We start from the raw sequence: 21,481 nt of genomic DNA, 5'->3' as shown, positions 1-21,481 counted from the left end.
GGATCAATGGTGCTGGCGGCCAGTCGCGGCGACGGGGAAGCGAGCTCGGCATAAGCGGCGAGCGCTTCGGCGCTCGGCCGTCCGACCAAAGCCGCCAGGTCCGAGAAGCGTACTCCCTGTCGCACGAGCCAGGCGATGCAGGTGTGTCGAAGGTCCTCCGGTGTCAGGCTAGCAGCATCCGCCAGACCCGCGTCGAAGGCGGCGCAGATCACTACGGACTGGAGGTGGGCCGCGGCGATTGGTGCGCCGGCTGCATCGGCCAGCATCGGCGCCGAGCCATCGCCAGGCAGTGCCGCCCGGCAGGCCATCAGCCATGGTGGGACGTGCACGTGGCGCGGGGCATTACCGCGGACACGCAACGTTCCGGCGGCAGGATCGAAGTCTTCATGAGCGAGATGGATCGCTTCGTCGGCCGTCAAACCTAGCATCAGGAGCGCGATCAGGAAACGTTCCTCGCCGGCGGATGCCGCGAGGAGCGCCGCCACTTCCTCTTGGCTCAATTCGCGCGCCGATTGCCACTGGTTGGGAAGCAGGTCAATCGGCGGCCGAATGCCGGCCGACAGCGCGCCGGCCATGTTCCCCGCCAGCTGCCTGGCAGGATGGCTAGGCATCGGCCAGGTTTGTGGAATGACGACTGTCGTCGTCGCCGCGCCTTGGGCAGGAGGCGAACGCGTAAACAGCTCGACGAACCAGATCGCGAGCAGTCCGAGAGCGAAGGCAGCAGCCGTTACGAGCAGTGCGTCACGCAGATACTCTGGTCGAAATGGCGACTGCGGAACGCTCGCCGCCTCGACCACCTGGAGTGCCGGTAGCCGGCTGCTCTCGCTGGCACCAAGTCTGGCAAGACGCTCGAGCGCCGCACGGTGTGCTTTTTCGATCTGTGCGAGATCGTCTTCGAGCGACTTCGCCTGTGCGAAGCGTTGTGAAAAGACCTGCACGTTCGCGCGCTGGTTCCTTATCTGCGTCTGCAGGCGCTCGACCGTTGCCCGGGCGCTGGCCAGATCTTCCTCAGCCGCGGCGAACCCTGCCTCACGACCCGTCGCACGCTGGACCTCGATCTGCCGTTCCAGTTCGCTCAGGCGAATGCGCAACGCCCGCGCTTGCGGATCGAGGCTCATGAAATGCGGGGTGTAAGTCCGCTCCAGCTCGCGTATCTCCTGGCGCACCTGCGACGCGCGCTGTTCCATGCCTGCCAACGTCGGATCATCCTTCGCTGCCATCGCCCGCGCGCCACCGCCCTCGCGCAAGGCGCGCAGTCGGGACTCGGCGATCGCGGCGCGCTCGGTTGCCGTATTCAGTGCGGTGCTCAGCCCTTTCAAATGAGCGACGGCATCGTTCTCCTCGCGCTCGCCGGAAACGACGCCGCTCGTGTTGCGAAAACCTTCCAGACGCTCGCGTCGCTCGCTTACTGCCTGGCCAAGCCGCGCGACTTCCTCGCCGGCCTGCGCCAGTCCCTCGTCCGCGACCACTTCATGCGACGCCTGCATCTGATCACGATACGCGTCGACCAGCGCGTTCAGTGCGGCGGCGAGCAGATTCGGCTTTGCACCGGTTGCCTGCAGCTCGACGACAGCCGTGCCGGTCACCGGCACCGCGTGGATCATCCCCTTCAGCTGTTCGACGAGGTCACCGTCGATCGTCGACGCGTGACCGGCCGAGGCAAGCAACGCGGCCACCTTCTCCAGCAGCGGACGGCTGGTCAGCACCTCGACCTCGGTCAGCACTCCGGCTCCGGCACGCGGCGCAGACGGCTGGCCGGCCTCGCCGGCCGCTGCCGGCGTCAGCGGACGCGGCTCGTGGCTTCCGGGAGTGATCTCCACCCTGGCAGTCGCCCGGTACTCGGCCGGCCGCAGGAAATCCCAGGCCAGGCCGGGCAGCATGACGAGGAAGAAGACCACCGCAAAGACCCGTGCCCGCCGGCGATTGCTGATCCGCGTGCCCGCTGCCCCATCGGCGTCCGGGGTCACATCGAGTTCGAGGAAGGCGCGCAGCGAGGACATCACTTGCATCGTGGAATCCTCATAGTGAGGCGGCAGTTGGCAGGGCGAAATACCGGATGCGCCGCCAGCCGTCGGCAGACGCGGGAGTGCCTCAAGGATAGGAAATCCAACGGCATCAGCGAAAGTATATGGGCCCCCGTGAAGCGGCGTCAATCTCGGATTGGCTCGCAGGAACCCACGGAAGGTCATCCGAATCACGCTTCGCCGAGTGTCCGTGCCTATTCGCCCGGTCGCACGGATGACCACAGCACGAGTCCTCCCACGACAGGCAATGACAACTCGTCTTGGGTCACTATGGATCCTTGCTGATTCGGCCGGTTGCGCGCGGCGCCAGCAGCTGCTCGTCTGGCTGGCCGCTCCACACTGGAAGCAGACGCTAACGACCAAGTGTTCGGCGTCGATTTCACGCGTCCGCTGCGCAGGCTCACTAGATGAAACAGGCGGCGGAGGTCTATGTCGAACCAGCAGTTCTCATTTCAAACCCAAGCAATGCGGCTGTTGGCGTAGGTTGGCGCACGCGGATTGGCAGACTTGGGCGATGAAGATTGAGGGAAACTCCGGGTGTTTTTTAAAATAATGCTGGTAAACAGTGTGTTATAGTGTTAACCTCGAACTTGATCGAAGTATTGATGATTTTCAGGTGCCCAGCCCATTTCGACCGTTGCCCCCATCCCCCTGCCGAGCCCCGCCATCGCCTTGATCGAGAAGGTTCGGGATGCATTCCGGGCTTTGCCGGACGGGCGTAAGCAGAGCAACGCCCGGCTCTATGAGATGGAGGATGCGGCCCTGTCGGCCTTCGCCGTGTTTTTCTCGCAAAGTCCGTCCTTCCTCGATAGCCAAGTCAGGATGCAGAAGCAGTTGGGGCGGAACAATGCCTCTTCGCTGTTCGGGGTGCATGAGATTCCCTGCGATAACCAGATTCGCAATCTGCTGGACCCGGTGCCGCCGGAAACGGTGTACCCGGTCATGGCCGAGATTGGCGATGCCCTGTACCAGCAAGGCTATCTGGCGGGATTTCGCTCGCTCAACGACACCTTGCTGATTGCCCTGGACGGCACTGATTTCTTCTCGTCGGAAAAGATTTCCTGTGCCGGTTGCAGCGAGACGCGCCTGAAGAACGACAGGGTTCTCTATCGCCACCTTGCCGTGACGCCGGTGCTGGTGGCGCCGGGCTAGGCGAACGCCATCCCGTTGCCGCCGGAATTCGTGCAACCCCAGGACGGCCAGGACAAGCAGGACTGCGAATTGGCCGCCGCGGCCCGCTGGCTGGCGCGCTGGGGCGAGCACTACCGCCCGTGGCGCATCACCTACCTGGGCGACGACCTGTACTGCCATCAGTCGCATTGCCTGCGGGTGCGGGCGCAACAGGCCGACTTCCTGTTCACCTGCAAGCCCGAATCCCATGCCACGCTCTACGAGTGGGTCGGCGATTTCGAGCGCAACGAGCAACTCGGCCGCGTCGTACAGGCGCGACGCGTCGGCAAGAAGCACTTTACCGACACCTATCGCTATGCCCATCAAGTGCCATTGCGCAACACGGACGATGCCGTGATGGCCAACTGGCTGGAACTGGTCACCACCGATGCCCGCGGTGCCATCGTCTTCAAGAACGCCTGGGCCACCTCGCATGCCATCACCGACCATAACGTCGCCGCTCTGGCTTCCGCCGGGCGGGCGCGTTGGAAAATCGAGAGTGTGCCGCAGGCACACAGAAAGGAAGTTCGTAATGGACTGACGAACTGTGTAGAAGCTACACGGAAGATGAGGGTAGGTCCCTCGGGGTCGGCTTTCAGGAGCGGGCCTCAAACCACCCCAAGCTGCTGCGGTCAAGAGCCGTGGTGGTGAGCGTTGGGGTCAAAGCGTCGAGGACGTACCTCGAGCAGGTAAGGATCAGAGAGACGAACGAAAGTGAACCTTCGCTGACGCGTCGTAATCCAGAGACTTGTCGTCAAAACCAGGGGCGTTTCTATCTTCTGGGACAAGCTTGCCGGGCACCTGACTACTGGGCAAGCGGCGGCCGGCGTATAGGAGGCGTGAAGCTGATCCAGGCTTTTGTGTGGAACTGCGGGAACCAGTCGTTCCGATGTCAAGGGAGAAGCACAAGTGGCAGAAACCACGAGGCGAGAGTACCGATGCGGAGCACTGGGACGGACCGACCCGTACGAGCGATGAAGGCTGGTAATGCGGCTGGAGCAAAGGGGTCGGATCAAGCGGTTGCACTTGGCGTTCAACTGGCAACAGGAGGAAACGGATGAGTGCAACAAAACCATTTGCCATTGACAAATGGCTGGTGTACGAAGCGTATCAAGCGGTCAAAGCCAATGCGGGATCGGCAGGGGTGGATAAGGAATCGATCGGCGACTTCGAGAAGGATCTGAAGGGTAACCTGTACAAGATCTGGAACCGGATGTCGTCGGGAAGCTACTTTCCGCCGCCGGTCAAAGCGGTTGCCATTCCCAAGAAGAATGGCGGGGAGCGCATATTGGGTGTTCCAACGGTGGCAGATCGTGTGGCGCAGACGGTTGTCAAGCGGGTGATAGAGCCCGGGATTGAAGCCAAGTTTCTACCGGATTCCTACGGTTATCGGCCCGGAAGGTCGGCGCTGGATGCCGTGGGGGTAACGCGGGAACGATGCTGGAAGTATTCTTGGGTTCTAGAGTTTGATATCAAAGGCCTGTTTGACAACATCGACCATGCATTGCTGGAGAAGGCGCTCGAGAAGCACGTGGAGTGTGAATGGGCCATGCTGTATATCAGGCGCTGGCTAACTGCGCCGCTGCAACAGGCGGACGGAACCCGGGTAGAACGTACCCGGGGGACACCGCAAGGCGGCGTCGTCAGTCCGGTGTTGGCCAACCTGTTCCTTCACTACACGTTTGACGTCTGGATGACGAAACACTATCCGGACAACCCCTGGTGCCGGTATGCGGATGATGGGTTGGTCCATTGTCGGACCGAGCAGGAGGCGCAGGCCCTGATGGCGGCGCTCGATGCAAGGTTTGCGCAATGCGCCCTGCAGATGCATCCGGACAAGACCAAGATCGTGTACTGCAAAGACGGTAGTCGCAAGGGGAGGTATCCGGTCACGCAGTTTGATTTCCTCGGATATACCTTCCGGCCAAGGGTGGTGAAGAACAGCAAGCGCAACAGCCTGTTTGTGAGCTTCACCCCGGCGGTCAGCAACAAAGCGATTACGGCGATGCGGGCAACGACACGCAAACTGAGCTACCGAAATCGGACGGAGCTGAGCCTAGCCGACATTTCCCGACTGCACAATCCAGTCCTGAGGGGCTGGCTCGCGTATTACGGAAGATTCTATCGGTCGGCAATGTACCCCGTCTTCAGGCACTTCAACAAGACGTTGGTGGCTTGGGCGATGAGGAAGTACAGACGGCTGAAGGGCCACAAGATACGGGCGAGCAGGTTTCTCGAACAGCTTTCCGAGACGCAGCCGTATCTCTTCGTGCATTGGCAGAAAGGAATGGTCGGTGCGTTTGCTTGATGGGAGCGGTGTGAATCGAGAGGTTCACGCACCGTTCTGTGAGAGGCCGGGGGTGCAACTCCTCCGGCCGACTTGCCACGAGAACAACAACACCCTCAAGACCAAGGGCTACCATTTCGACCACAACTTCGGACACGGCAAGCAGTTTTTGGCCAACCTGTTCGCTACACTGATCTTGTTGGCCTTCTTGGTCCATACCGCCCTGGACTGGATGGACACCCGTTACGCCAAGGTGCGCGGCCTGCTGCCCTCCCGACGCACCTTCTTCGAACACCTGCGCGCCTTGCTACAGTACCTGCCGTTCGATGACTGGGATCACCTCATGCGCTTCATGCAGCAGCGCCTCGCTCCCAACGCCCCAGACACCGGCTGACTTACCCCATCCAACAGTCCTTACCCTCAACACCCACTACCATGGAATTTGAAATGAGAACTGCTGATGTCGAACAGTGGAATATCAAACCCCTGTTTCACAATCAGTAGCCCTTGCTCTTATGGTCCTGATCGTAGACGTAGCCGCCGATCGCGCCCGGTGGATCGGCTGGACGGCGCAGGCACGTCGCGAGAACGTGCCGCGGGTGGTGAACAACAGTCGCTTCCTGATCTTTCCCCACGTCCGGGTACCGCATCTGGCCAGCCATGTGCTCGGACAACTCGCGCGCCGCGCACGCGCTGACTGGCTCGAGCACTGGGGCTTCGAGCCCCTGCTGCTGGAGACCTTCGTCGATCCGCGTCACTATGCCGGCACCTGCTACCGTGCCGCCGGTTGGCAGTTGCTTGGGGCAACCAGCGGGCGCGGGCTGGCCCGCCCCGGCCAGTCGTATCACAGCACGCCCCGCCAGGTGTGGGTCCAACCGCTGACCTCGGATTGTCGCGACCGACTGTGCGCCGCGCCGGGGAGCCCGCGGTCATGAGCAAACCTGGCCGTCGCCCGACACGCGTTGCCATCAAGGTACTGCGCTCAACAAAGAAGCAGCAGGAAAAGGCGCTGAACTTGAAACTGAGCGCGACGGGGGCGCTGCCAAGCGCCCCCGTTCCCTTGCCCAACCGATGTTCGACTTTTACCACCGTCCCGAGGAACAAGCAGCTCGCGAGGAGGGCTTGAGCCAACAGATGCGTCTCCTGCGCAAATAGCTGCCCGCCATGCTCATGCAATTGACGACGATTCCAGACCCTAGAGACCCCAAAAAACGCTGGCACAAGCTCACTTCGCTCTTGCTCTACGGCTTGCTGATGTTCGTCTTTCAGTTCGCCTCCCGGCGCCTTGCCTCCGCCGGGTGGTAAACAAGACGGCGCTGCCGATCGGAGAGATCTAGTCGCGGTCACTGCGTGGCTGTCGGTTGCGCCCGCGCAGCTGGAAGCGGCCAGGATCGACGGCGGCGGCCAGATCTTCGGCGACGGGTAGCGGCGCGCTGGTGATCAGGCAGGCGAGCAGTTCGCCGGCCAGCAACGACCAGACGATACCGCGGGCGCCAAAGCCGTTGATCAGGTAAAGCCCCGGCAGGCGGGGCATTTCGGCGAGCGGTCGCGAAGGGCGCGCCGGATCAATCGCGGCGGCATCGGCAACAGCACCGATCATTGGCAGGCGATCCGGTGACAGCGGCCGAAAGCCGACCCGGCCACCGAGCGCTGACCGGTCGGTGGTCTTGCTGTAGCCGGGCAGGATGAAATCGAGTTTGGCGAGGTTTTCGGCATGGTCGGCCTCGCGCAGTTCAGTTTGCTCGTCATCGACCGCAAAGGTGGCGCCCGCGCAGCGCAGGCCGTCGATTGCCGGTGTCACGTAACCGAGGCGGCAGACGACGATTCCGGGCGCTGAACCGGTGGCCGCCGGCAGGTGCGAAACCTGCCCACGTGCCGCGCGTAACGGCAGGTGGGCGGCGGGGGCGAAGCGTCTGGCGTCGCTGGCGTTGGCCAGGATCAGCACCGGCGCTGCCGCGATGACTCTGCCACCGGCGTCGTACGCTTGCCAGAGATCCTCTTGACGTTCAATTTGCACCACTTCGCAGCCGTAGTGTGCGGTGATCGCCGCGGCGTGGCGTGCCAGATTAGCCCGACACAGCGAGGCCGGGTCAACCCAGCCGCCGCCGGGAAACCACCAGCCGCCATTGGCGACCGGCCAGCCGGCGAGTTGGCTGGCGCGTTCGCGGTCGACGAAACAGAAATCGCCGGCAGTGGGCTGCTGCGCCGCCGCCACCTGCTGCTGCGTCGCAGCGTGCCGGTCGTCACGCGCCAGATGCAGTACGCCGGTCGGTCCCCAGCGCAGCGGCAGACCGGCGGCGGTCAGCGCGGCGAGATGTTTGCGGGCATGGCGGAAGCCGGCAGCGGTCAGTTGCGCCAGCCGATTGTTGTCGCGTGAGGGCAGGGGGCGCAGGACGCCGGCGAGATTGCCGGATGCGCCCTGGCCGGGCGCCGGCGCACGCTCGATCAGCGTGATCGTCCAGCCACGTGCGGCCAGCCGTTCGGCGGCGCTGCTGCCGGCCAAGCCGGCACCGATGACGATCGCCTGGTTCATGCGCTGGCGGCCACGCTGGCCAGGCTTACTGCTGCGACTCTCGCCTACTCCGGTCGCATCTGCGGGAAGAGAATCACGTCGCGGATGTTCGCCGAGTCGGTGAGCAGCATCACCAGGCGGTCGATGCCGATGCCGCAGCCGGCGGTGGGCGGCAGGCCGTATTCGAGTGCCCGCACGTAATCGGCGTCGTAGTACATCGCTTCCTCGTCACCTGCCTCTTTGGCTTTCGCCTGTTCGAGGAAGCGCGCCGCCTGATCTTCGGGATCGTTGAGTTCGGAGAAACCGTTGGCGATCTCGCGGCCGGCGATGAACAGCTCGAAGCGCTCGGCGATGTCGGGGTGGCTGTCACTGCGGCGGGCCAGCGGGCTGACCTCGGCCGGGTAATCGATGATGAAGGTCGGATCCCAGAGCTCGGCTTCGGTCGTCTCTTCGAAGAGCATCAGTTGCAGCGCACCAAGACCGGCTTGCGAACTCACCTCGACCTTCATCGCCGTCAGCTTGGCGCGCAGCCAGGCGGCATCGTTCAGTTGCGCGACGGTGAAGCCGGGCTGAGACCGCCGGATCGCTTCGCTGATCGTCAAGCGGGCAAAGGGCTTGGCGAAATCCAGCGGGCGGCCCTGGTACTCGAATACTTCGCCGGCCAGCGCCTCGCGTGCGCTCTGGCGCAGCAAGCCTTCGGTGAAGTCCATCATCTGGTGGTACTCGGAGTACGCCTCGTAGAACTCCATCATCGTGAACTCGGGGTTGTGACGTGGGCTGATGCCTTCATTGCGGAAGTTGCGGTTGATCTCGAAGACCTTTTCAAGCCCGCCGACGACCAGCCGCTTGAGGTACAACTCGGGCGCGATGCGCAGAAACAGTTGCATGTCCAGTGCGTTGTGGTGGGTCGCGAAGGGCCTGGCGGCGGCGCCGCCGGGGATCGGGTGCATCATCGGCGTTTCGACTTCGAGGAAGCCGTGCGTCACCATGTAGTTGCGGATCGACTGGACGATCCCGCTGCGCACGGCAAAGGTGAAGCGTGACTGTTCGTTGGTGATCAGGTCGACGTAGCGCATGCGGTACTTCTGTTCCTGGTCGGTCAGCCCGTGGAATTTCTCGGGCAGCGGTCGCAGCGACTTGGCGAGCAGGCGGATTTCCGAGCAGTCGACGGTCAGTTCGCCGGTGCGCGTGCGAAACAGCGTGCCGACGACGCCGACGATGTCGCCCATGTCCCAGCGCTTGAACGTCGTGTAGGTTTCCTCGCCGACGTGGTCGCGGCTGACATAGGCCTGGAGGCGGCCGGAGAGATCCTGCAGGGTGACGAACGACGCCTTGCCCATGACCCGCTTGAGCATGATGCGCCCGGCGACCCGGACTTCGACTCGCACCTCGGCGAGTTCCTCCAGGGTCTTGGCGTCGTAGAGATCGTTGATCTTGCCGGCGGTATTCTCGCGCGCGAAGTCATTCGGGTAGGCGTGGCCACCCTGCCGCCATTCGGCAAGCTTGGCGCGGCGTTCGGCGATGATGTGGTTTTCGTCCTGCTGCGGCAAAGACGCATCGGGCTGGGTATCGGTCTGGGACATGATGAGTGGGCTTCTCGCGATTGGTGCCGGGGGCGGGGTGGGCAGGTGCTTGACGGGTCACACGCCCTGTTTCAGGCTGGCTTCGATGAACTGGTCGAGGTCGCCGTCGAGCACGCCCTGGGTATTGCCGACTTCGACATTGGTGCGCAGATCCTTGATCCTTGACTGGTCGAGAACGTAAGAACGGATCTGGTGGCCCCAGCCGATGTCCGACTTGGCGTCCTCGAGTTTCTGCTGCTCGGCCTGGCGCTTGCGCATTTCGGCCTGGTAGATGCGCGACTTCAGCATCGCCATCGCTTCCGCCCGGTTCCGGTGCTGCGAGCGGTCATTCTGGCACTGGACGACGATATTGGTCGGCAGGTGCGTGATGCGTACCGCCGAGTCGGTCTTGTTGATGTGCTGACCACCTGCGCCGGAAGCGCGATAGGTGTCGATGCGCAGATCGGCCGGGTTGATGTCGACCTCGAAGGAATCGTCGATCTCGGGGTAGGCCGTCACCGAGCAGAAGCTGGTGTGGCGGCGGGCGTTCGAGTCGAATGGCGACTTGCGTACCAGGCGGTGGATGCCGGTCTCCGAGCGCAGCATGCCGTAGGCGTAGTCACCGGAGAGCTTGATGCTCGCCGTCTTGATGCCGGCGACCTCGCCTTCGGATTCTTCGAGCACTTCGACCGCGTAGCCCTTGCGTTCGGCGTAGCGCAGGTACATGCGCAGCAGCATCGCCGCCCAGTCCTGCGCTTCGGTGCCACCGGCGCCGGCCTGGATGTCAACGAAGCAGTTCAGCGGGTCGGCCGGGTTGTTGAACATGCGCCGGAATTCAAGGCCGGAAACCTCCTTCTCGATGCCGTCGACATCGGCAATCACCGCCTGCAGCGTCTCGTCGTCCTCTTCCTCGCGCGCCATCTCGAACAGTTCGCCGGTATCGCGCAGGCCATCGCCAACCCGGTTCAGCGTCAGCACGACATTTTCCAGCGACCGCTTCTGGCGGCCAAGTTCCTGCGCGCGTTCGGCGTTGTCCCAGACCTTCGGGTCCTCGAGTTCGCGCTCGACGGCCTTTAACTGATCAGCTTTCTGATCGTAGTCAAAGATACCTCCGCAGCTCGGTGGCCCGCTGACCGAGGTCGACGAGCCGGTTTGCAATGATGTTGAGTTGTTCGGCTTCCATGATGAGGACTCTGCCCGCGTGATGAATGAACTCCGCATTATATACGGCCGGAGAGGCCGACCGGGTGGGCAGGCGGGAAATGCGCAGGGCAATCGCATGAATGCCATCGTCGTGAACCCTCCGAAATAATCTTTTACGCTCAACGAGTTACAAAGGGGCTGTTCACAGCCCCCTGATTTGTGTAGTTTTCTGTCTTTTTGGGGTTTTCCATGAGGGCAGAAAGCAAGTTCCGGTTGGTCGACGTCTGGGTGGGCGTGCGCGATCCGAGGCAGAGTACGAAGGTCGAGCACGACCTGATCGAGTTGCTGGTGGTTGCAGTCAGTGCGGTCCTGTCAGGGGCCGACACCTTTGTCGAAATCGAGGCTTGGGCGAAAGAGAAGCTGGAGTGGTTGCGGGAGTATCTGAAACTCGAACAGGGCATCCCCTCGCACGACACCTTTGGCCGGGTCTTTGCGGCGATTGATCCCGACGAATTCGGGGCGGCCTTCGTGCGCTGGGTGGGCCAGGTGTTGCCCGTGCTGGCAAACGGCGACGTGGTGGCCATCGACGGCAAGACCAGTCGTCGGTCGGGAAAGGTGGGCGCCACCCCCCTTCACCTGGTCAGCGCCTTTGCGGCCCAAGCGGGTGTGGTGCTGGGGCAGCGCGCGACCGCCGAGAAGTCGAACGAGAAGACCGCCATCCCTGAACTGCTGGCGACCTTGGCACTGCAAGGCAGCATCGTCACCATCGATGCGATGGGCACCCAGCCCAACATTGCGCAGGCCATTCGGGACCGCGGCGCGGACTACCTCCTGGCCGTCAAGGACAATCAGCCCAAGCTGGCCGAATCGATCGACGACTTCTTCATCGCCTTCGAGGCGGCACCAGCCAAGACGCCCCACCAGTTTCACGAAGTCATCGAGAAGGATCATGGCCGGATCGAAGTGCGTCGCTGCTACGTCTTCAACCAGCTGGACTGTCCGCACGCCCCCGAGCGCTGGCCAGACCTGAAATCGTTTGTGGTGATCACCACCGAACGGACGATCAGAGGAAAAGCGACTTCGACTGAACGGCGCGTGTATCTCAGTAGCTTGCCACCTGACGCTCAGCGCATGAATCAGAGCGTCCGCCAGCACTGGCGTGTCGAGAGTGTGCCGCAGGCACACAGAAAGGAAGTTCGTAATGGACTGACGAACTGTGTAGAAGCTACACGGAAGATGAGGGTAGGTCCCTCGGGGTCGGCTTTCAGGAGCGGGCCTCAAACCACCCCAAGCTGCTGCGGTCAAGAGCCGTGGTGGTGAGCGTTGGGGTCAAAGCGTCGAGGACGTACCTCGAGCAGGTAAGGATCAGAGAGACGAACGAAAGTGAACCTTCGCTGACGCGTCGTAATCCAGAGACTTGTCGTCAAAACCAGGGGCGTTTCTATCTTCTGGGACAAGCTTGCCGGGCACCTGACTACTGGGCAAGCGGCGGCCGGCGTATAGGAGGCGTGAAGCTGATCCAGGCTTTTGTGTGGAACTGCGGGAACCAGTCGTTCCGATGTCAAGGGAGAAGCACAAGTGGCAGAAACCACGAGGCGAGAGTACCGATGCGGAGCACTGGGACGGACCGACCCGTACGAGCGATGAAGGCTGGTAATGCGGCTGGAGCAAAGGGGTCGGATCAAGCGGTTGCACTTGGCGTTCAACTGGCAACAGGAGGAAACGGATGAGTGCAACAAAACCATTTGCCATTGACAAATGGCTGGTGTACGAAGCGTATCAAGCGGTCAAAGCCAATGCGGGATCGGCAGGGGTGGATAAGGAATCGATCGGCGACTTCGAGAAGGATCTGAAGGGTAACCTGTACAAGATCTGGAACCGGATGTCGTCGGGAAGCTACTTTCCGCCGCCGGTCAAAGCGGTTGCCATTCCCAAGAAGAATGGCGGGGAGCGCATATTGGGTGTTCCAACGGTGGCAGATCGTGTGGCGCAGACGGTTGTCAAGCGGGTGATAGAGCCCGGGATTGAAGCCAAGTTTCTACCGGATTCCTACGGTTATCGGCCCGGAAGGTCGGCGCTGGATGCCGTGGGGGTAACGCGGGAACGATGCTGGAAGTATTCTTGGGTTCTAGAGTTTGATATCAAAGGCCTGTTTGACAACATCGACCATGCATTGCTGGAGAAGGCGCTCGAGAAGCACGTGGAGTGTGAATGGGCCATGCTGTATATCAGGCGCTGGCTAACTGCGCCGCTGCAACAGGCGGACGGAACCCGGGTAGAACGTACCCGGGGGACACCGCAAGGCGGCGTCGTCAGTCCGGTGTTGGCCAACCTGTTCCTTCACTACACGTTTGACGTCTGGATGACGAAACACTATCCGGACAACCCCTGGTGCCGGTATGCGGATGATGGGTTGGTCCATTGTCGGACCGAGCAGGAGGCGCAGGCCCTGATGGCGGCGCTCGATGCAAGGTTTGCGCAATGCGCCCTGCAGATGCATCCGGACAAGACCAAGATCGTGTACTGCAAAGACGGTAGTCGCAAGGGGAGGTATCCGGTCACGCAGTTTGATTTCCTCGGATATACCTTCCGGCCAAGGGTGGTGAAGAACAGCAAGCGCAACAGCCTGTTTGTGAGCTTCACCCCGGCGGTCAGCAACAAAGCGATTACGGCGATGCGGGCAACGACACGCAAACTGAGCTACCGAAATCGGACGGAGCTGAGCCTAGCCGACATTTCCCGACTGCACAATCCAGTCCTGAGGGGCTGGCTCGCGTATTACGGAAGATTCTATCGGTCGGCAATGTACCCCGTCTTCAGGCACTTCAACAAGACGTTGGTGGCTTGGGCGATGAGGAAGTACAGACGGCTGAAGGGCCACAAGATACGGGCGAGCAGGTTTCTCGAACAGCTTTCCGAGACGCAGCCGTATCTCTTCGTGCATTGGCAGAAAGGAATGGTCGGTGCGTTTGCTTGATGGGAGCGGTGTGAATCGAGAGGTTCACGCACCGTTCTGTGAGAGGCCGGGGGTGCAACTCCTCCGGCCGACTTGCCACAGTCTGCACTGGTGCATGGACGTGGTCTTTGGCGACGACCAGATGCGGGCCCGTACCGATCATGCCGCTCACAACCTCGCTGTCGTACACCAGTTCGTCTTGAATCTCATCCGCCTCTCCCCGACCAAGCGCAAGGGCGGTCTCAAGGTTCAGCGCCTCATCGCCGCTACCTCCGATACCTTCCGCGCGGAACTGCTCGGTCTTGTATAAGATTCATGCAATTGCCCTGGGGAAATGCGGCTCTGGTGGCAGCCTTGTCACGCGTGGCGGAACGAATCGTTGATGCGCTGGACGGCTTTTGTACCTGATCGACTGGATACTTCGACCGGTTGGGGTACATCGCAGCGGACGAGTGGTTATCGGTAGCGACCTGTCAGCCCGAAAGAGGAATCACCGCGCTACCGGTGACCTTGACCTGCCGTCCGCTACAAGTTCGAGTTCACCAACTCGCTGGCGCCGTTGCGACCAACTATCGAGACAGGTTGGCCGCGTTGAGTTGGCCAAGAGTGATGCGAAGAGAAACGCCTCATCTCCGCTGGCCCAAGCCATCGATGCTTGTGATGGCTGATACTTCAATGCGGAAGAGGTGCAAATGCTCTATACGATACGGGAGGCTCTCCGGCGATGAACTCGGGATTCTTTTTGTAAAAACTGAAGCAGTTTTTCAGTTGGTTGGCCCTTGTTGAATCAAGATCCGTGAACTCAACCCCGCACAGGAATCCGTCAGCATCTTTCCTTTGCCAGGCGACCCGCGCGGTCATTCTCAATGGCTGCTGCTTCCGGTATGCGTCCAAGTCTTCGTTCGGCAAATAGAGCTGTAGCGCAAGCGGTTCATTTTGAGGCACCGCGTCAACGATCCTCAGGCGAAGGCCGTTCATCGAGAAGTCACTCGCGACAGCTTCAGTTTCGGTCGCTCCGCTTATCACTTTCACGCGCAGGCTATTTTGCGCTCGTGGCGCACGCCGTTTCTCATGCTGTCCGGCGCTGATCGTCTGCCCTCCCGTGAAGGTGAAGCCGTCCATGATGTCGTTCAGTCGGCCGGCCACGACGCGAAGATCCTCGCCAATGGCCGCCGTCGTCTGCACCTTCATCCCGTTGGCGTGCAAAATCTTGAACAGATCATCCTGCCGCGACTCCAGCAACCCGAAATGGTCCACTTGTTGTTGGCTGGCCTGGGATATTCCCTGATTTGACTTGACCGTCTCGACCGAGGTAATCGCAATGCCTTCGATGGTTTGTGCCATGGTGCGCGCCTGTTCCTGCGTGACGTCCACCTTTTCAACAACAACGTCCATCGATACCACCACTTGCTGAATTTTCCCTGACAACTGTTCGATGATCTGGCTGACTTCCGAGGCAGACTGGGTCGTACGCTCTGCGAGTTTGCGCACTTCATCCGCCACCACGGCAAATCCACGACCGGATTCTCCAGCTCTGGCCGCTTCGATGGCTGCGTTGAGTGCAAGTAAGTTGGTTTGGCCTGCAATCTCCTTGATGACGTTCACGATGCTGTGGATCATCTGGGCGAACCGTTCCAGTTCCTGGATTTCGCCCGATGCGTGGCCAACCTGGCGAGTGGTTGCCTCCATTGAAGCAATGTTCTGGCGCACGTTTTCAATCCCTTCCCTCGCCAGCTTCTCGACCTGATCCGAGCGATTCGCTGCGTCGATGGCTTGCACCTGGACGCCTGCAGATATCTGATGGACGTGGTGCATCGCCTTGCTAACCTCATCAGAACGGCATTCCTGCTGTTTGCTGACTTCGGCGATTTCATTCGATATCGCTGCCACCTGGAAAGCAGACTGTTCCATGTTGCGGCCGCAGTCATCGACCTCCTGCAGCACTGTCTGGAGTTTATGTTGCATCTTGTCAAGCGCCTGCAGCAGTTCCCCGATCTCATCACGCGATGCGACTTCGATGACGTTGTTCAGCTTGCCCTCCGCCACGAGTGCCGCAACGCCCAAAGCATCGTTGAGGGCTCGATTGATCCGCCGCACGATGAAGAACGACAACAACATCCCTGCCACCACCGCGGCAACAGCCAACAAAACGGAGAGTCGCTGCGCATGGGCAGCGGAGTTGACAACCTGCGAGCGCGATTTGGCCGCCATTGAATGCGATGACTGAATATTGTCTACGATCAGTTGCCTGATCTCGCGCCACGCCGGTGTTTCCTCCGCAATCGTCAGTTCTCTCGCAGTGGGAAGGTCTTTGGCTGCCGCAAGACTGACAATCTTCTCCTGAATCTGCCGCTGTTTCTCTCGTAGGCTCGCTATTTTTTGCAGCGATTCAGTGGATTTCGCGTTGTTTGCCGCCAAGGCTTGAGCCGTTTGAAAAGATTTTGTGAAATCAGCGGAGGCTTTCGAGAAATTGTCAAAACCTTTTTTGTTCTCCGGTTCAAGCTGTATGTTGCGTAGGGCTTGCCCCATCTGCAGACCTTGTGCGTACATCTCCGTGTACGAGAGCAGTTCCGCCTGGTCCTTATCGACGAAATTGGAAAACCGGCCTGCAGTCTCCCCAATACTCAGAATGGCAACAGCTAGCGCCACTCCAAAGAAAACGAATATCGTACCGATGAGCAGTGAGAACTGGGCGCGGATTCGCAGGTTGCAGAGAAATGAAGGTGTTTGCATGACCGCTGGATGCCCCTGTTATTGTGTATGGATTGATTCTACATTCCCGGGAGCATGAGCTTCAACAAGTGTAGGCGAGTCTTCGGGGCGCTGCCATTGCCCGTCCATGTCGGAGTACGGCCTCGGTCTCAGCCCCGCAGTCGATCAATGAGCTAGCATGGCGCGAGCAGACCACATCAGCGTGTGAAGTAGGATCAGGAAACGCGGTTTTCTGTCGTGTCGGCAGCTCGAGCCTGCGGGATTGCCTGATCGCTCAGTGGAAATGTTCTTCGGTCGAACCGGTCGGCGCGGTCACCGACGAGGTGCCGCCCTGGATGACGGTGGTGACTTCGTCGAGGCAGGCGGTACCCACTTCGTGCGGATGCGAGACGAAGCTGTCGCCACCATCGCGGGCCGCGAATTCCGGCTCCTGGACTGGCTCCTGGACCTTTTCGACGTCGGCCGTCATGCCGCGAGCAGAGAGAACTGTTCAAGCAGGTCAGGCGACGCCATTCGGTTCGAGGTCCAGGCGGCGAGGGGCTGTTGTCTCCCAAGCCAGATTCGATCAACTGTGCCTTGAGCACCGGCAGATGGTCCTGAACCCTTGTCCAGACCACTGAGGCATCGACGCGGAAATACTCGTGCGTCAGGATGATCCTCATTTCGTAGGCATTCCTGGACTGTTGCCACAGTGCTGAGTGCGCTTCCTGTAGCGACGGGTCAAGCTGCATGATCGTGTTGCCTGCCTCGCCGATGACGATCAGGCCTTCGATGACGGCTCGCTGCGTCTTGCCATCGGCCAGAAACCAATCCTTGCTCATTTCGCCAATGTCGGATTCAACATGGCTGATAGCTGAGCAGCATGTCCCGAATCCGCTCAGGCAGCCTGCGAGGTTTGCGGGTCATACGGATACAGCCTCCTGAAGCACGTTCTGTCGAAAGCGCTCGTGCAGTGCCATTGGCGTAAGCACGTCGGTCCTGACACCAAGCAGCGCTTCGACTTCTCGCTTGATTCTGACCAAGCTGATCAGCGAAGTCTTGCCGTCAATGGGGTCCACTAGCAGATCCAGGTCGCTGTCGTCAGTGTCGTCGCCATGAACCACGGACCCAAAGACACGAGGATTTCTGGCGTCGTTGGCTTCCACGATCCGGTGTAACTCGCCGCGATGCCTTTGCAGTGCTTCAGAGGGTTTCAATTGCGATTCCGCTCTCCAAGAAGTGCGCTAAAATTATTCAACCGTGTAGTGGCCGTGATCGACCCTAAGCGGAAGTAGCCCGATTGGGATAGCGGACGTTCAATGCTTCGCACGCAGCGGTGCGGCTCTGCCGCGTCCCGCTGCATGCGTTTGTTGGACGCCTCCATCCTACTGGAACTCCCTCAAAGCGGCCATCAACGCATCGACATCCTCCGGCTCGGCTCGGAAGCTAGTAACACAGGCGCGCAGCGAGGGTTTACGCCTACTGAGGCGAACCTCGGAGATCCATACGCCTTTGGCCTGGACCCCAGCGACTACTGCCGCTGCGCTCAGGCGCCCTGCTTCGAGAGCTGGTCCGGTGAAGCAAACAACAGGCAGGGGCGTATCGTTGACGATCCGCCAGCGCGCGGACAAGAGACGCTCGCGGATCATATCCCCGATATAAGCCTGATGCTCGATTGCGGCCCGATAGCCTTTCTCACCCAATTCCGCCAGTGCCATGAAGAGCTTGAGACCGATGAAGCGACGAGACCATAGGATGCCTGACACATACAGTTCTTTCACACCTGATGTTGATGGGGGCATGTAGCTGGGGTCCACCGCAAAGGCTGCGGCCACCGCGTCCCGGTGTCGACAGAAGAACATCCCCGCACCCATGGGTACTGAAAGCCATTTGTGGGCATCCCACGTGATCGAGTCGGCCCGCTCGATACCTGCAATGGCTGTCTTCAGACGCGGCGATAGACAAGCCGCGCCCCCCCAGGCTGCATCTACGTGGAGCCAGAGGGATTGCTCTCTGCTAAGGTCGGCAATAGAGGACAGAGGATCGACGACGCCAGCGCCAGTAGTCCCCGCCGTAGCGACCACCATCAAGGGTCGCCTGCCCGCTGCACGATCCGCTGCAATCGCTTCAGCCAATGCATCTACATCCATGCGCAGGGTTTCGTCCACAGGAATGACGCGCAGGGCATCACGCCCGATTCCTGCCCCATGGGCGATTTTCTCAAAGGAGTGATGGCTCTCGGCCGACAGGTAGATCGTTGGGCGCGACAGTCCGGCCGTCAGCCCGGAGCGCGCGAAATCCGGGAGGTCCCGTGTCATCGCCACGATGACGGCGCTCTGGTTGGCTTCTGAGCCCCCGCTAGTGAAGCTGGCGAACCATGCATCGGGATCGCCGCCTAGCTTACGGGTCAGAAAGCGCAGCGTGTGCCGTTCGATCTCGTTAGCGCCTGGCGCGTGTGAATAGACGCATATCTGAGGATTGGTCACAGCGACCAGAGCATCGGCCACAACGGCTCCTGGTTGGACACTGGGATTGAAGAGCCCGAAGTATCGCGGGTGCGTGGGCTGCACCTGCCACTCGGACAGCATGCGCATTACATCGTCCTGTAACGCCTCCGCCGACATCGGGACGGCGAACTCTCCGTAACGCTCTGCTAGATGAGCCCGGATCTCGGGCGTACTCACGCTTGGGCTCACCGGACGCTCCCCGACACTCTGGTAGAAGTCCGCAACAGCAGCCGCCATATGATTCCAGCGATCAATCATTGTTACTCTCCTCCAATCGCTCTATTTGCGTCCAACGTAGAGCTAAGCCGCCTGCGGAGGCAGACGCCGCTTGGCCGCGGAAGGCATGATGCCACCAGCGCCTGGAGCGGCCAAGCGACGGCTGTCGTAGCGAGTCAGCTTGAGCGCGGGGCTGGGCCTCGCTGCGCGGCCACGTAGGCCCGATGGCGCGAGTAGGCTTAGGCTTGGCCTGGGCCGGGCAATGCGTCATAATGGGGTGCCTAGCAATTGTTCGGCTTCGGCCGAATCGGGTTGCGGGTCGCAACCCGCCTTGCATTTTTGCCCATCTGGCGATGGAGTCCGCTTCGGATACCTGCCAGTCGGCAGGTATCCGAAGCGGACTCCATCGACGCTCAAGTAGGCATGCTGATACGCGCCATCAAGCACGAGAACAGCGCGATCGGCGCTCGGGTTAGAAAGTTCGGGCTGGCCATCGCGGCCAGCCCACCTCTTTTGGGCCGTTCGAATCAGCTCATGTTCTTGTGCGGCGCGAACAGAGCCGCTGGCGTGCCGTCGGCTCGACGGGAAGCGATCAAGCGATTTGTCGAGAAGCTTTCGCCCGACTACCGGGTGATCTACGCCGAAGGTGTGTTCAGTGAGCTGACAAAGATTGGTCACTCTAAGAACGTTTTGGACCTTGAGCATGAGATCTCTGACATCGCGGATAAGATTCTTATCGTCTTAGAAAGCCCAAGTGCATTCTGCGAGCTTGGTGCTTTTGCGCATCAGAGCTTTCGCAAGAAGCTCGTAATCGTAAACAACTCGGACTTTAGAAGTCAAAGCTCCTTCATAAACACCGGACCAATAGCCGCCGCAGAGGAGGCCAAAGCGCCAGTGCTCTGGTACCCGATGGCGCCGGACGGAGTTCACAGTGTCGATGGGATCGGGGCGACGTTTAAGCAGTTGAAGGAGGCGATTGAGGTTAAGTCTTCGGGCCGAGGAATCCGGGTGTCAGGCGATATCTCTAGGTTGGAGGCAAATAAGGTCAGTCTTTACTTTGTTCACGATCTCGTTCTGTTCACGGGGCCTGTCAGCCATGAGGAACTAGTTGAGTTCCTAGTTGCCGCCTTCGGAAAGAAGAGTTACGACATACTGAAAAGACTGCTTGGAGTGTTACGTTCGGCCGAACTAGTTCGTAGTTTCGACGCCGATGGCACTTGGGTTTATGAGTCGACAGTCGGGGCACCTTTTCTTAGTTTTGGCTTTAGGGTCAGCGCGCTGATAGCTGCATTTCGAGGCTTTCATTTTCGCAGTCAGCCATCAAGATTTGCCCGATGATTGACTTTGCCAAGCTCGTCGGGGAGCAGATGAAGGTGCATGCGGACCTTGTCAAGGACGCGCTCGCATTTGCTCATGTCCGCTACAGGAAGATCCGCATTAAGAAGCGGTCAGGTGGCGAGCGAGTCTTGGTTCAGCCCGCAGCAGAGTTGAAGATGGTGCTTGCGTGGCTTGATGCCGAGGTAATTTCAAGGCTCCCGATCAGTTCGGTTGCGACGGCATTTCGGCCTGGAGCGTCGATTGTTAAGAATGCGACCGAGCACCGGAATTCGCTTTACTCGGTAAGGGTCGACATCAAGGACTTCTTCCCTTCGGTTCGCACGAATGATCTGATGATTGTCGTGCGCAAGAACCTTCGCACGTTGCCATCGTTTGTTGGGGATTCCGGATTCGAGGAATTTGTTCGTAGAGGATGCTTTGATCGAGATGGAAGGCTGCCCATAGGGTATCCGACGTCTCCTGCGATTGCGAATGCTGTCATGTATGGTATCGACAGTGCGCTGTTGAAACTGGTCGCAGGCGATCCCACCAAGTTTGGCCAGGCGCGTTTGACGAGATACGCAGACGACTTCGTGTTCTCAACAGACAAAGCTGGGGCCTGTAGTGCGTTCGTGCATGACTTTCAGCAGCTCTTGGCAAAGACCATAAGTCCGCTACTCAGAATGAACACAAGCAAGACGCGCTTTATGAGTCGAGCAGGCGGCTCAACTCTCATAACGGGGTTGCGCATCAATCAGAGCGGTTTGGTTCGAGTGCATCCGACTTATAGAGATCACGTGCGTTTGCTGATGAAACACCTTTCCGCGGGTACGCTGAACGGGGATGACGTTCCTCGACTGATAGGTCACCTTGCTTTCGTGGAGCACGCAGACCCTCGTCTTTTCACTCGGCTCTCCTTTCGCTACTTCGAAGAGATTGCGAAGCTGAGAGGTAGGTGAGGCGGCAGGAGTGAGTCGCGAGGCCTAACCTTGTTATCGGGAGCAATTTTGCTGCAAAACTCCGGCGCCTGCTCCCTAACTCGGCGTCGCCCAGGGCATGAAAAGCCCCTCCACGACAGGCTTTGCGGCATTTTAGC

General features: G+C 60.3%; 14 protein-coding genes and 5 pseudogenes. 10 read left to right on the top strand and 9 right to left on the bottom strand.

Translation table 11 applies throughout. The annotated features are described in order from the left end of the window. Window positions 1–2,009, bottom strand: a 2,009-nt coding sequence (locus V5B44_RS25530) for a hypothetical protein (protein WP_332362090.1), incomplete at its 3' end; no start/stop codon positions are given. A 687-nt stretch (window positions 2,010–2,696) separates the two neighbouring features. Here V5B44_RS25530 and V5B44_RS25525 point away from each other — a divergent pair. The 5 genes and pseudogenes from V5B44_RS25525 (at window position 2,697) to V5B44_RS25505 (ending at window position 6,416) form a co-directional block, all read left to right on the top strand. Next, window positions 2,697–3,176: a hypothetical protein gene (locus V5B44_RS25525; RefSeq protein WP_332360222.1), complete on the top strand. Its 480-nt coding sequence runs from the start codon at window positions 2,697–2,699 to the stop codon at window positions 3,174–3,176. A 30-nt stretch (window positions 3,177–3,206) separates the two neighbouring features. Further along, window positions 3,207–3,845, top strand: a complete 639-nt coding sequence (locus tag V5B44_RS25520) for a hypothetical protein (protein WP_332360221.1) — start codon at window positions 3,207–3,209, stop codon at window positions 3,843–3,845. A 406-nt stretch (window positions 3,846–4,251) separates the two neighbouring features. Then, entirely contained in the window at window positions 4,252–5,502 is a 1,251-nt protein-coding gene (gene ltrA / locus V5B44_RS25515; protein ID WP_332358461.1) for a group II intron reverse transcriptase/maturase, read from the top strand. Window positions 5,503–5,578: 76 nt separating this feature from the next. Continuing rightward, window positions 5,579–5,875 (top strand): annotated as a pseudogene (locus tag V5B44_RS25510) (ISNCY family transposase); the annotation flags it as partial. A gap of 121 nt (window positions 5,876–5,996) precedes the next feature. Continuing rightward, entirely contained in the window at window positions 5,997–6,416 is a 420-nt protein-coding gene (locus V5B44_RS25505; protein WP_332362088.1) for a Druantia anti-phage system protein DruA, read from the top strand. 398 nt (window positions 6,417–6,814) lie between these two features. Here the strand turns inward: V5B44_RS25505 and mnmC are convergent, their stop codons facing one another. From mnmC to prfB, 3 genes are all read right to left on the bottom strand, one after another. Then, the gene (gene mnmC / locus V5B44_RS25500) at window positions 6,815–8,014 is read right to left on the bottom strand and encodes an FAD-dependent 5-carboxymethylaminomethyl-2-thiouridine(34) oxidoreductase MnmC (protein WP_332362086.1); all 1,200 of its coding nucleotides are present in this window, start codon (window positions 8,012–8,014) and stop codon (window positions 6,815–6,817) included. Between the two features lie 44 nt (window positions 8,015–8,058). Continuing rightward, window positions 8,059–9,576, bottom strand: a complete 1,518-nt coding sequence (gene lysS / locus V5B44_RS25495; RefSeq protein WP_332362084.1) for a lysine--tRNA ligase — start codon at window positions 9,574–9,576, stop codon at window positions 8,059–8,061. Between the two features lie 57 nt (window positions 9,577–9,633). Further along, a protein-coding gene (gene prfB, locus V5B44_RS25490) for a peptide chain release factor 2 (protein WP_332362082.1) occupies window positions 9,634–10,738 on the bottom strand; the annotation gives its coding sequence in 2 pieces (ribosomal slippage) (window positions 9,634–10,656 and window positions 10,658–10,738; 1,104 coding nt in all). 209 nt (window positions 10,739–10,947) lie between these two features. On the opposite strand from prfB, the pseudogene V5B44_RS25485 reads away from it, so the two are divergent. The 3 genes and pseudogenes from V5B44_RS25485 to V5B44_RS25475 all read left to right on the top strand — a co-directional run. Further along, window positions 10,948–11,868: pseudogene (locus V5B44_RS25485) on the top strand (ISAs1 family transposase); the annotation flags it as partial. A 556-nt stretch (window positions 11,869–12,424) separates the two neighbouring features. Continuing rightward, the gene (gene ltrA, locus V5B44_RS25480) at window positions 12,425–13,675 is read left to right on the top strand and encodes a group II intron reverse transcriptase/maturase (protein ID WP_332358461.1); all 1,251 of its coding nucleotides are present in this window, start codon (window positions 12,425–12,427) and stop codon (window positions 13,673–13,675) included. Window positions 13,676–13,757: 82 nt separating this feature from the next. Then, window positions 13,758–13,964: pseudogene (locus tag V5B44_RS25475) on the top strand (ISAs1 family transposase); the annotation flags it as partial. Between the two features lie 362 nt (window positions 13,965–14,326). On the opposite strand, the gene V5B44_RS25470 reads toward V5B44_RS25475, so the two are convergent. From V5B44_RS25470 to V5B44_RS25455, 5 genes and pseudogenes are all read right to left on the bottom strand, one after another. Further along, window positions 14,327–16,387, bottom strand: coding sequence for a methyl-accepting chemotaxis protein (locus tag V5B44_RS25470; RefSeq protein ID WP_332362080.1), 2,061 nt, complete (start codon window positions 16,385–16,387; stop codon window positions 14,327–14,329). 253 nt (window positions 16,388–16,640) lie between these two features. Continuing rightward, window positions 16,641–16,841: pseudogene (locus V5B44_RS25465) on the bottom strand (isocitrate lyase); the annotation flags it as partial. 103 nt (window positions 16,842–16,944) lie between these two features. Beyond that, window positions 16,945–17,217 (bottom strand): annotated as a pseudogene (locus V5B44_RS26930) (HepT-like ribonuclease domain-containing protein); the annotation flags it as partial. 51 nt (window positions 17,218–17,268) lie between these two features. Next, entirely contained in the window at window positions 17,269–17,562 is a 294-nt protein-coding gene (locus V5B44_RS25460; RefSeq protein WP_332362078.1) for a nucleotidyltransferase family protein, read from the bottom strand. A gap of 168 nt (window positions 17,563–17,730) precedes the next feature. Further along, window positions 17,731–19,110, bottom strand: a complete 1,380-nt coding sequence (locus tag V5B44_RS25455; protein ID WP_332362076.1) for a pyridoxal phosphate-dependent decarboxylase family protein — start codon at window positions 19,108–19,110, stop codon at window positions 17,731–17,733. A gap of 381 nt (window positions 19,111–19,491) precedes the next feature. Here V5B44_RS25455 and V5B44_RS25450 point away from each other — a divergent pair, with 381 nt between their 5' ends. Together V5B44_RS25450 and V5B44_RS25445 are read left to right on the top strand one after the other, a co-directional pair. Next, window positions 19,492–20,406 (top strand): retron St85 family effector protein, encoded by a 915-nt coding sequence (locus V5B44_RS25450; RefSeq protein WP_332362074.1) that lies wholly within the window; start codon window positions 19,492–19,494, stop codon window positions 20,404–20,406. After that, window positions 20,403–21,344 carry a retron St85 family RNA-directed DNA polymerase gene (locus V5B44_RS25445; RefSeq protein ID WP_332362072.1) on the top strand — a complete coding sequence of 314 codons (942 nt, stop codon included), beginning with the start codon at window positions 20,403–20,405 and terminating at the stop codon, window positions 21,342–21,344. Before V5B44_RS25450 ends, V5B44_RS25445 begins: the two co-directional genes overlap by 4 nt. Window positions 21,345–21,481 lie beyond the last annotated feature (137 nt).

The sequence above is a fragment of the Candidatus Accumulibacter necessarius genome, from assembly GCF_036625085.1.
The sequence above is the reverse complement of the archived record's forward strand: the minus strand, read 5'-3'. Positions and strand labels throughout refer to the sequence as shown.

Excerpts from the sequence above, each read along its gene's own strand:
- ltrA (WP_332358461.1), top strand. The coding sequence starts at position 4,252 with ATGAGTGCAACAAAACCATTTGCCATTGACAAATGGCTGGTGTACGAA.
- V5B44_RS25505 (WP_332362088.1), top strand. The coding sequence starts at position 5,997 with ATGGTCCTGATCGTAGACGTAGCCGCCGATCGCGCCCGGTGGATCGGC.
- mnmC (WP_332362086.1), bottom strand. The coding sequence starts at position 8,014 with ATGAACCAGGCGATCGTCATCGGTGCCGGCTTGGCCGGCAGCAGCGCC.
- lysS (WP_332362084.1), bottom strand. The coding sequence starts at position 9,576 with ATGTCCCAGACCGATACCCAGCCCGATGCGTCTTTGCCGCAGCAGGAC.
- ltrA (WP_332358461.1), top strand. The coding sequence starts at position 12,425 with ATGAGTGCAACAAAACCATTTGCCATTGACAAATGGCTGGTGTACGAA.
- V5B44_RS25470 (WP_332362080.1), bottom strand. The coding sequence starts at position 16,387 with ATGCAAACACCTTCATTTCTCTGCAACCTGCGAATCCGCGCCCAGTTC.
- V5B44_RS25455 (WP_332362076.1), bottom strand. The coding sequence starts at position 19,110 with ATGATTGATCGCTGGAATCATATGGCGGCTGCTGTTGCGGACTTCTAC.
- V5B44_RS25450 (WP_332362074.1), top strand. The coding sequence starts at position 19,492 with ATGCTGATACGCGCCATCAAGCACGAGAACAGCGCGATCGGCGCTCGG.
- V5B44_RS25445 (WP_332362072.1), top strand. The coding sequence starts at position 20,403 with ATGATTGACTTTGCCAAGCTCGTCGGGGAGCAGATGAAGGTGCATGCG.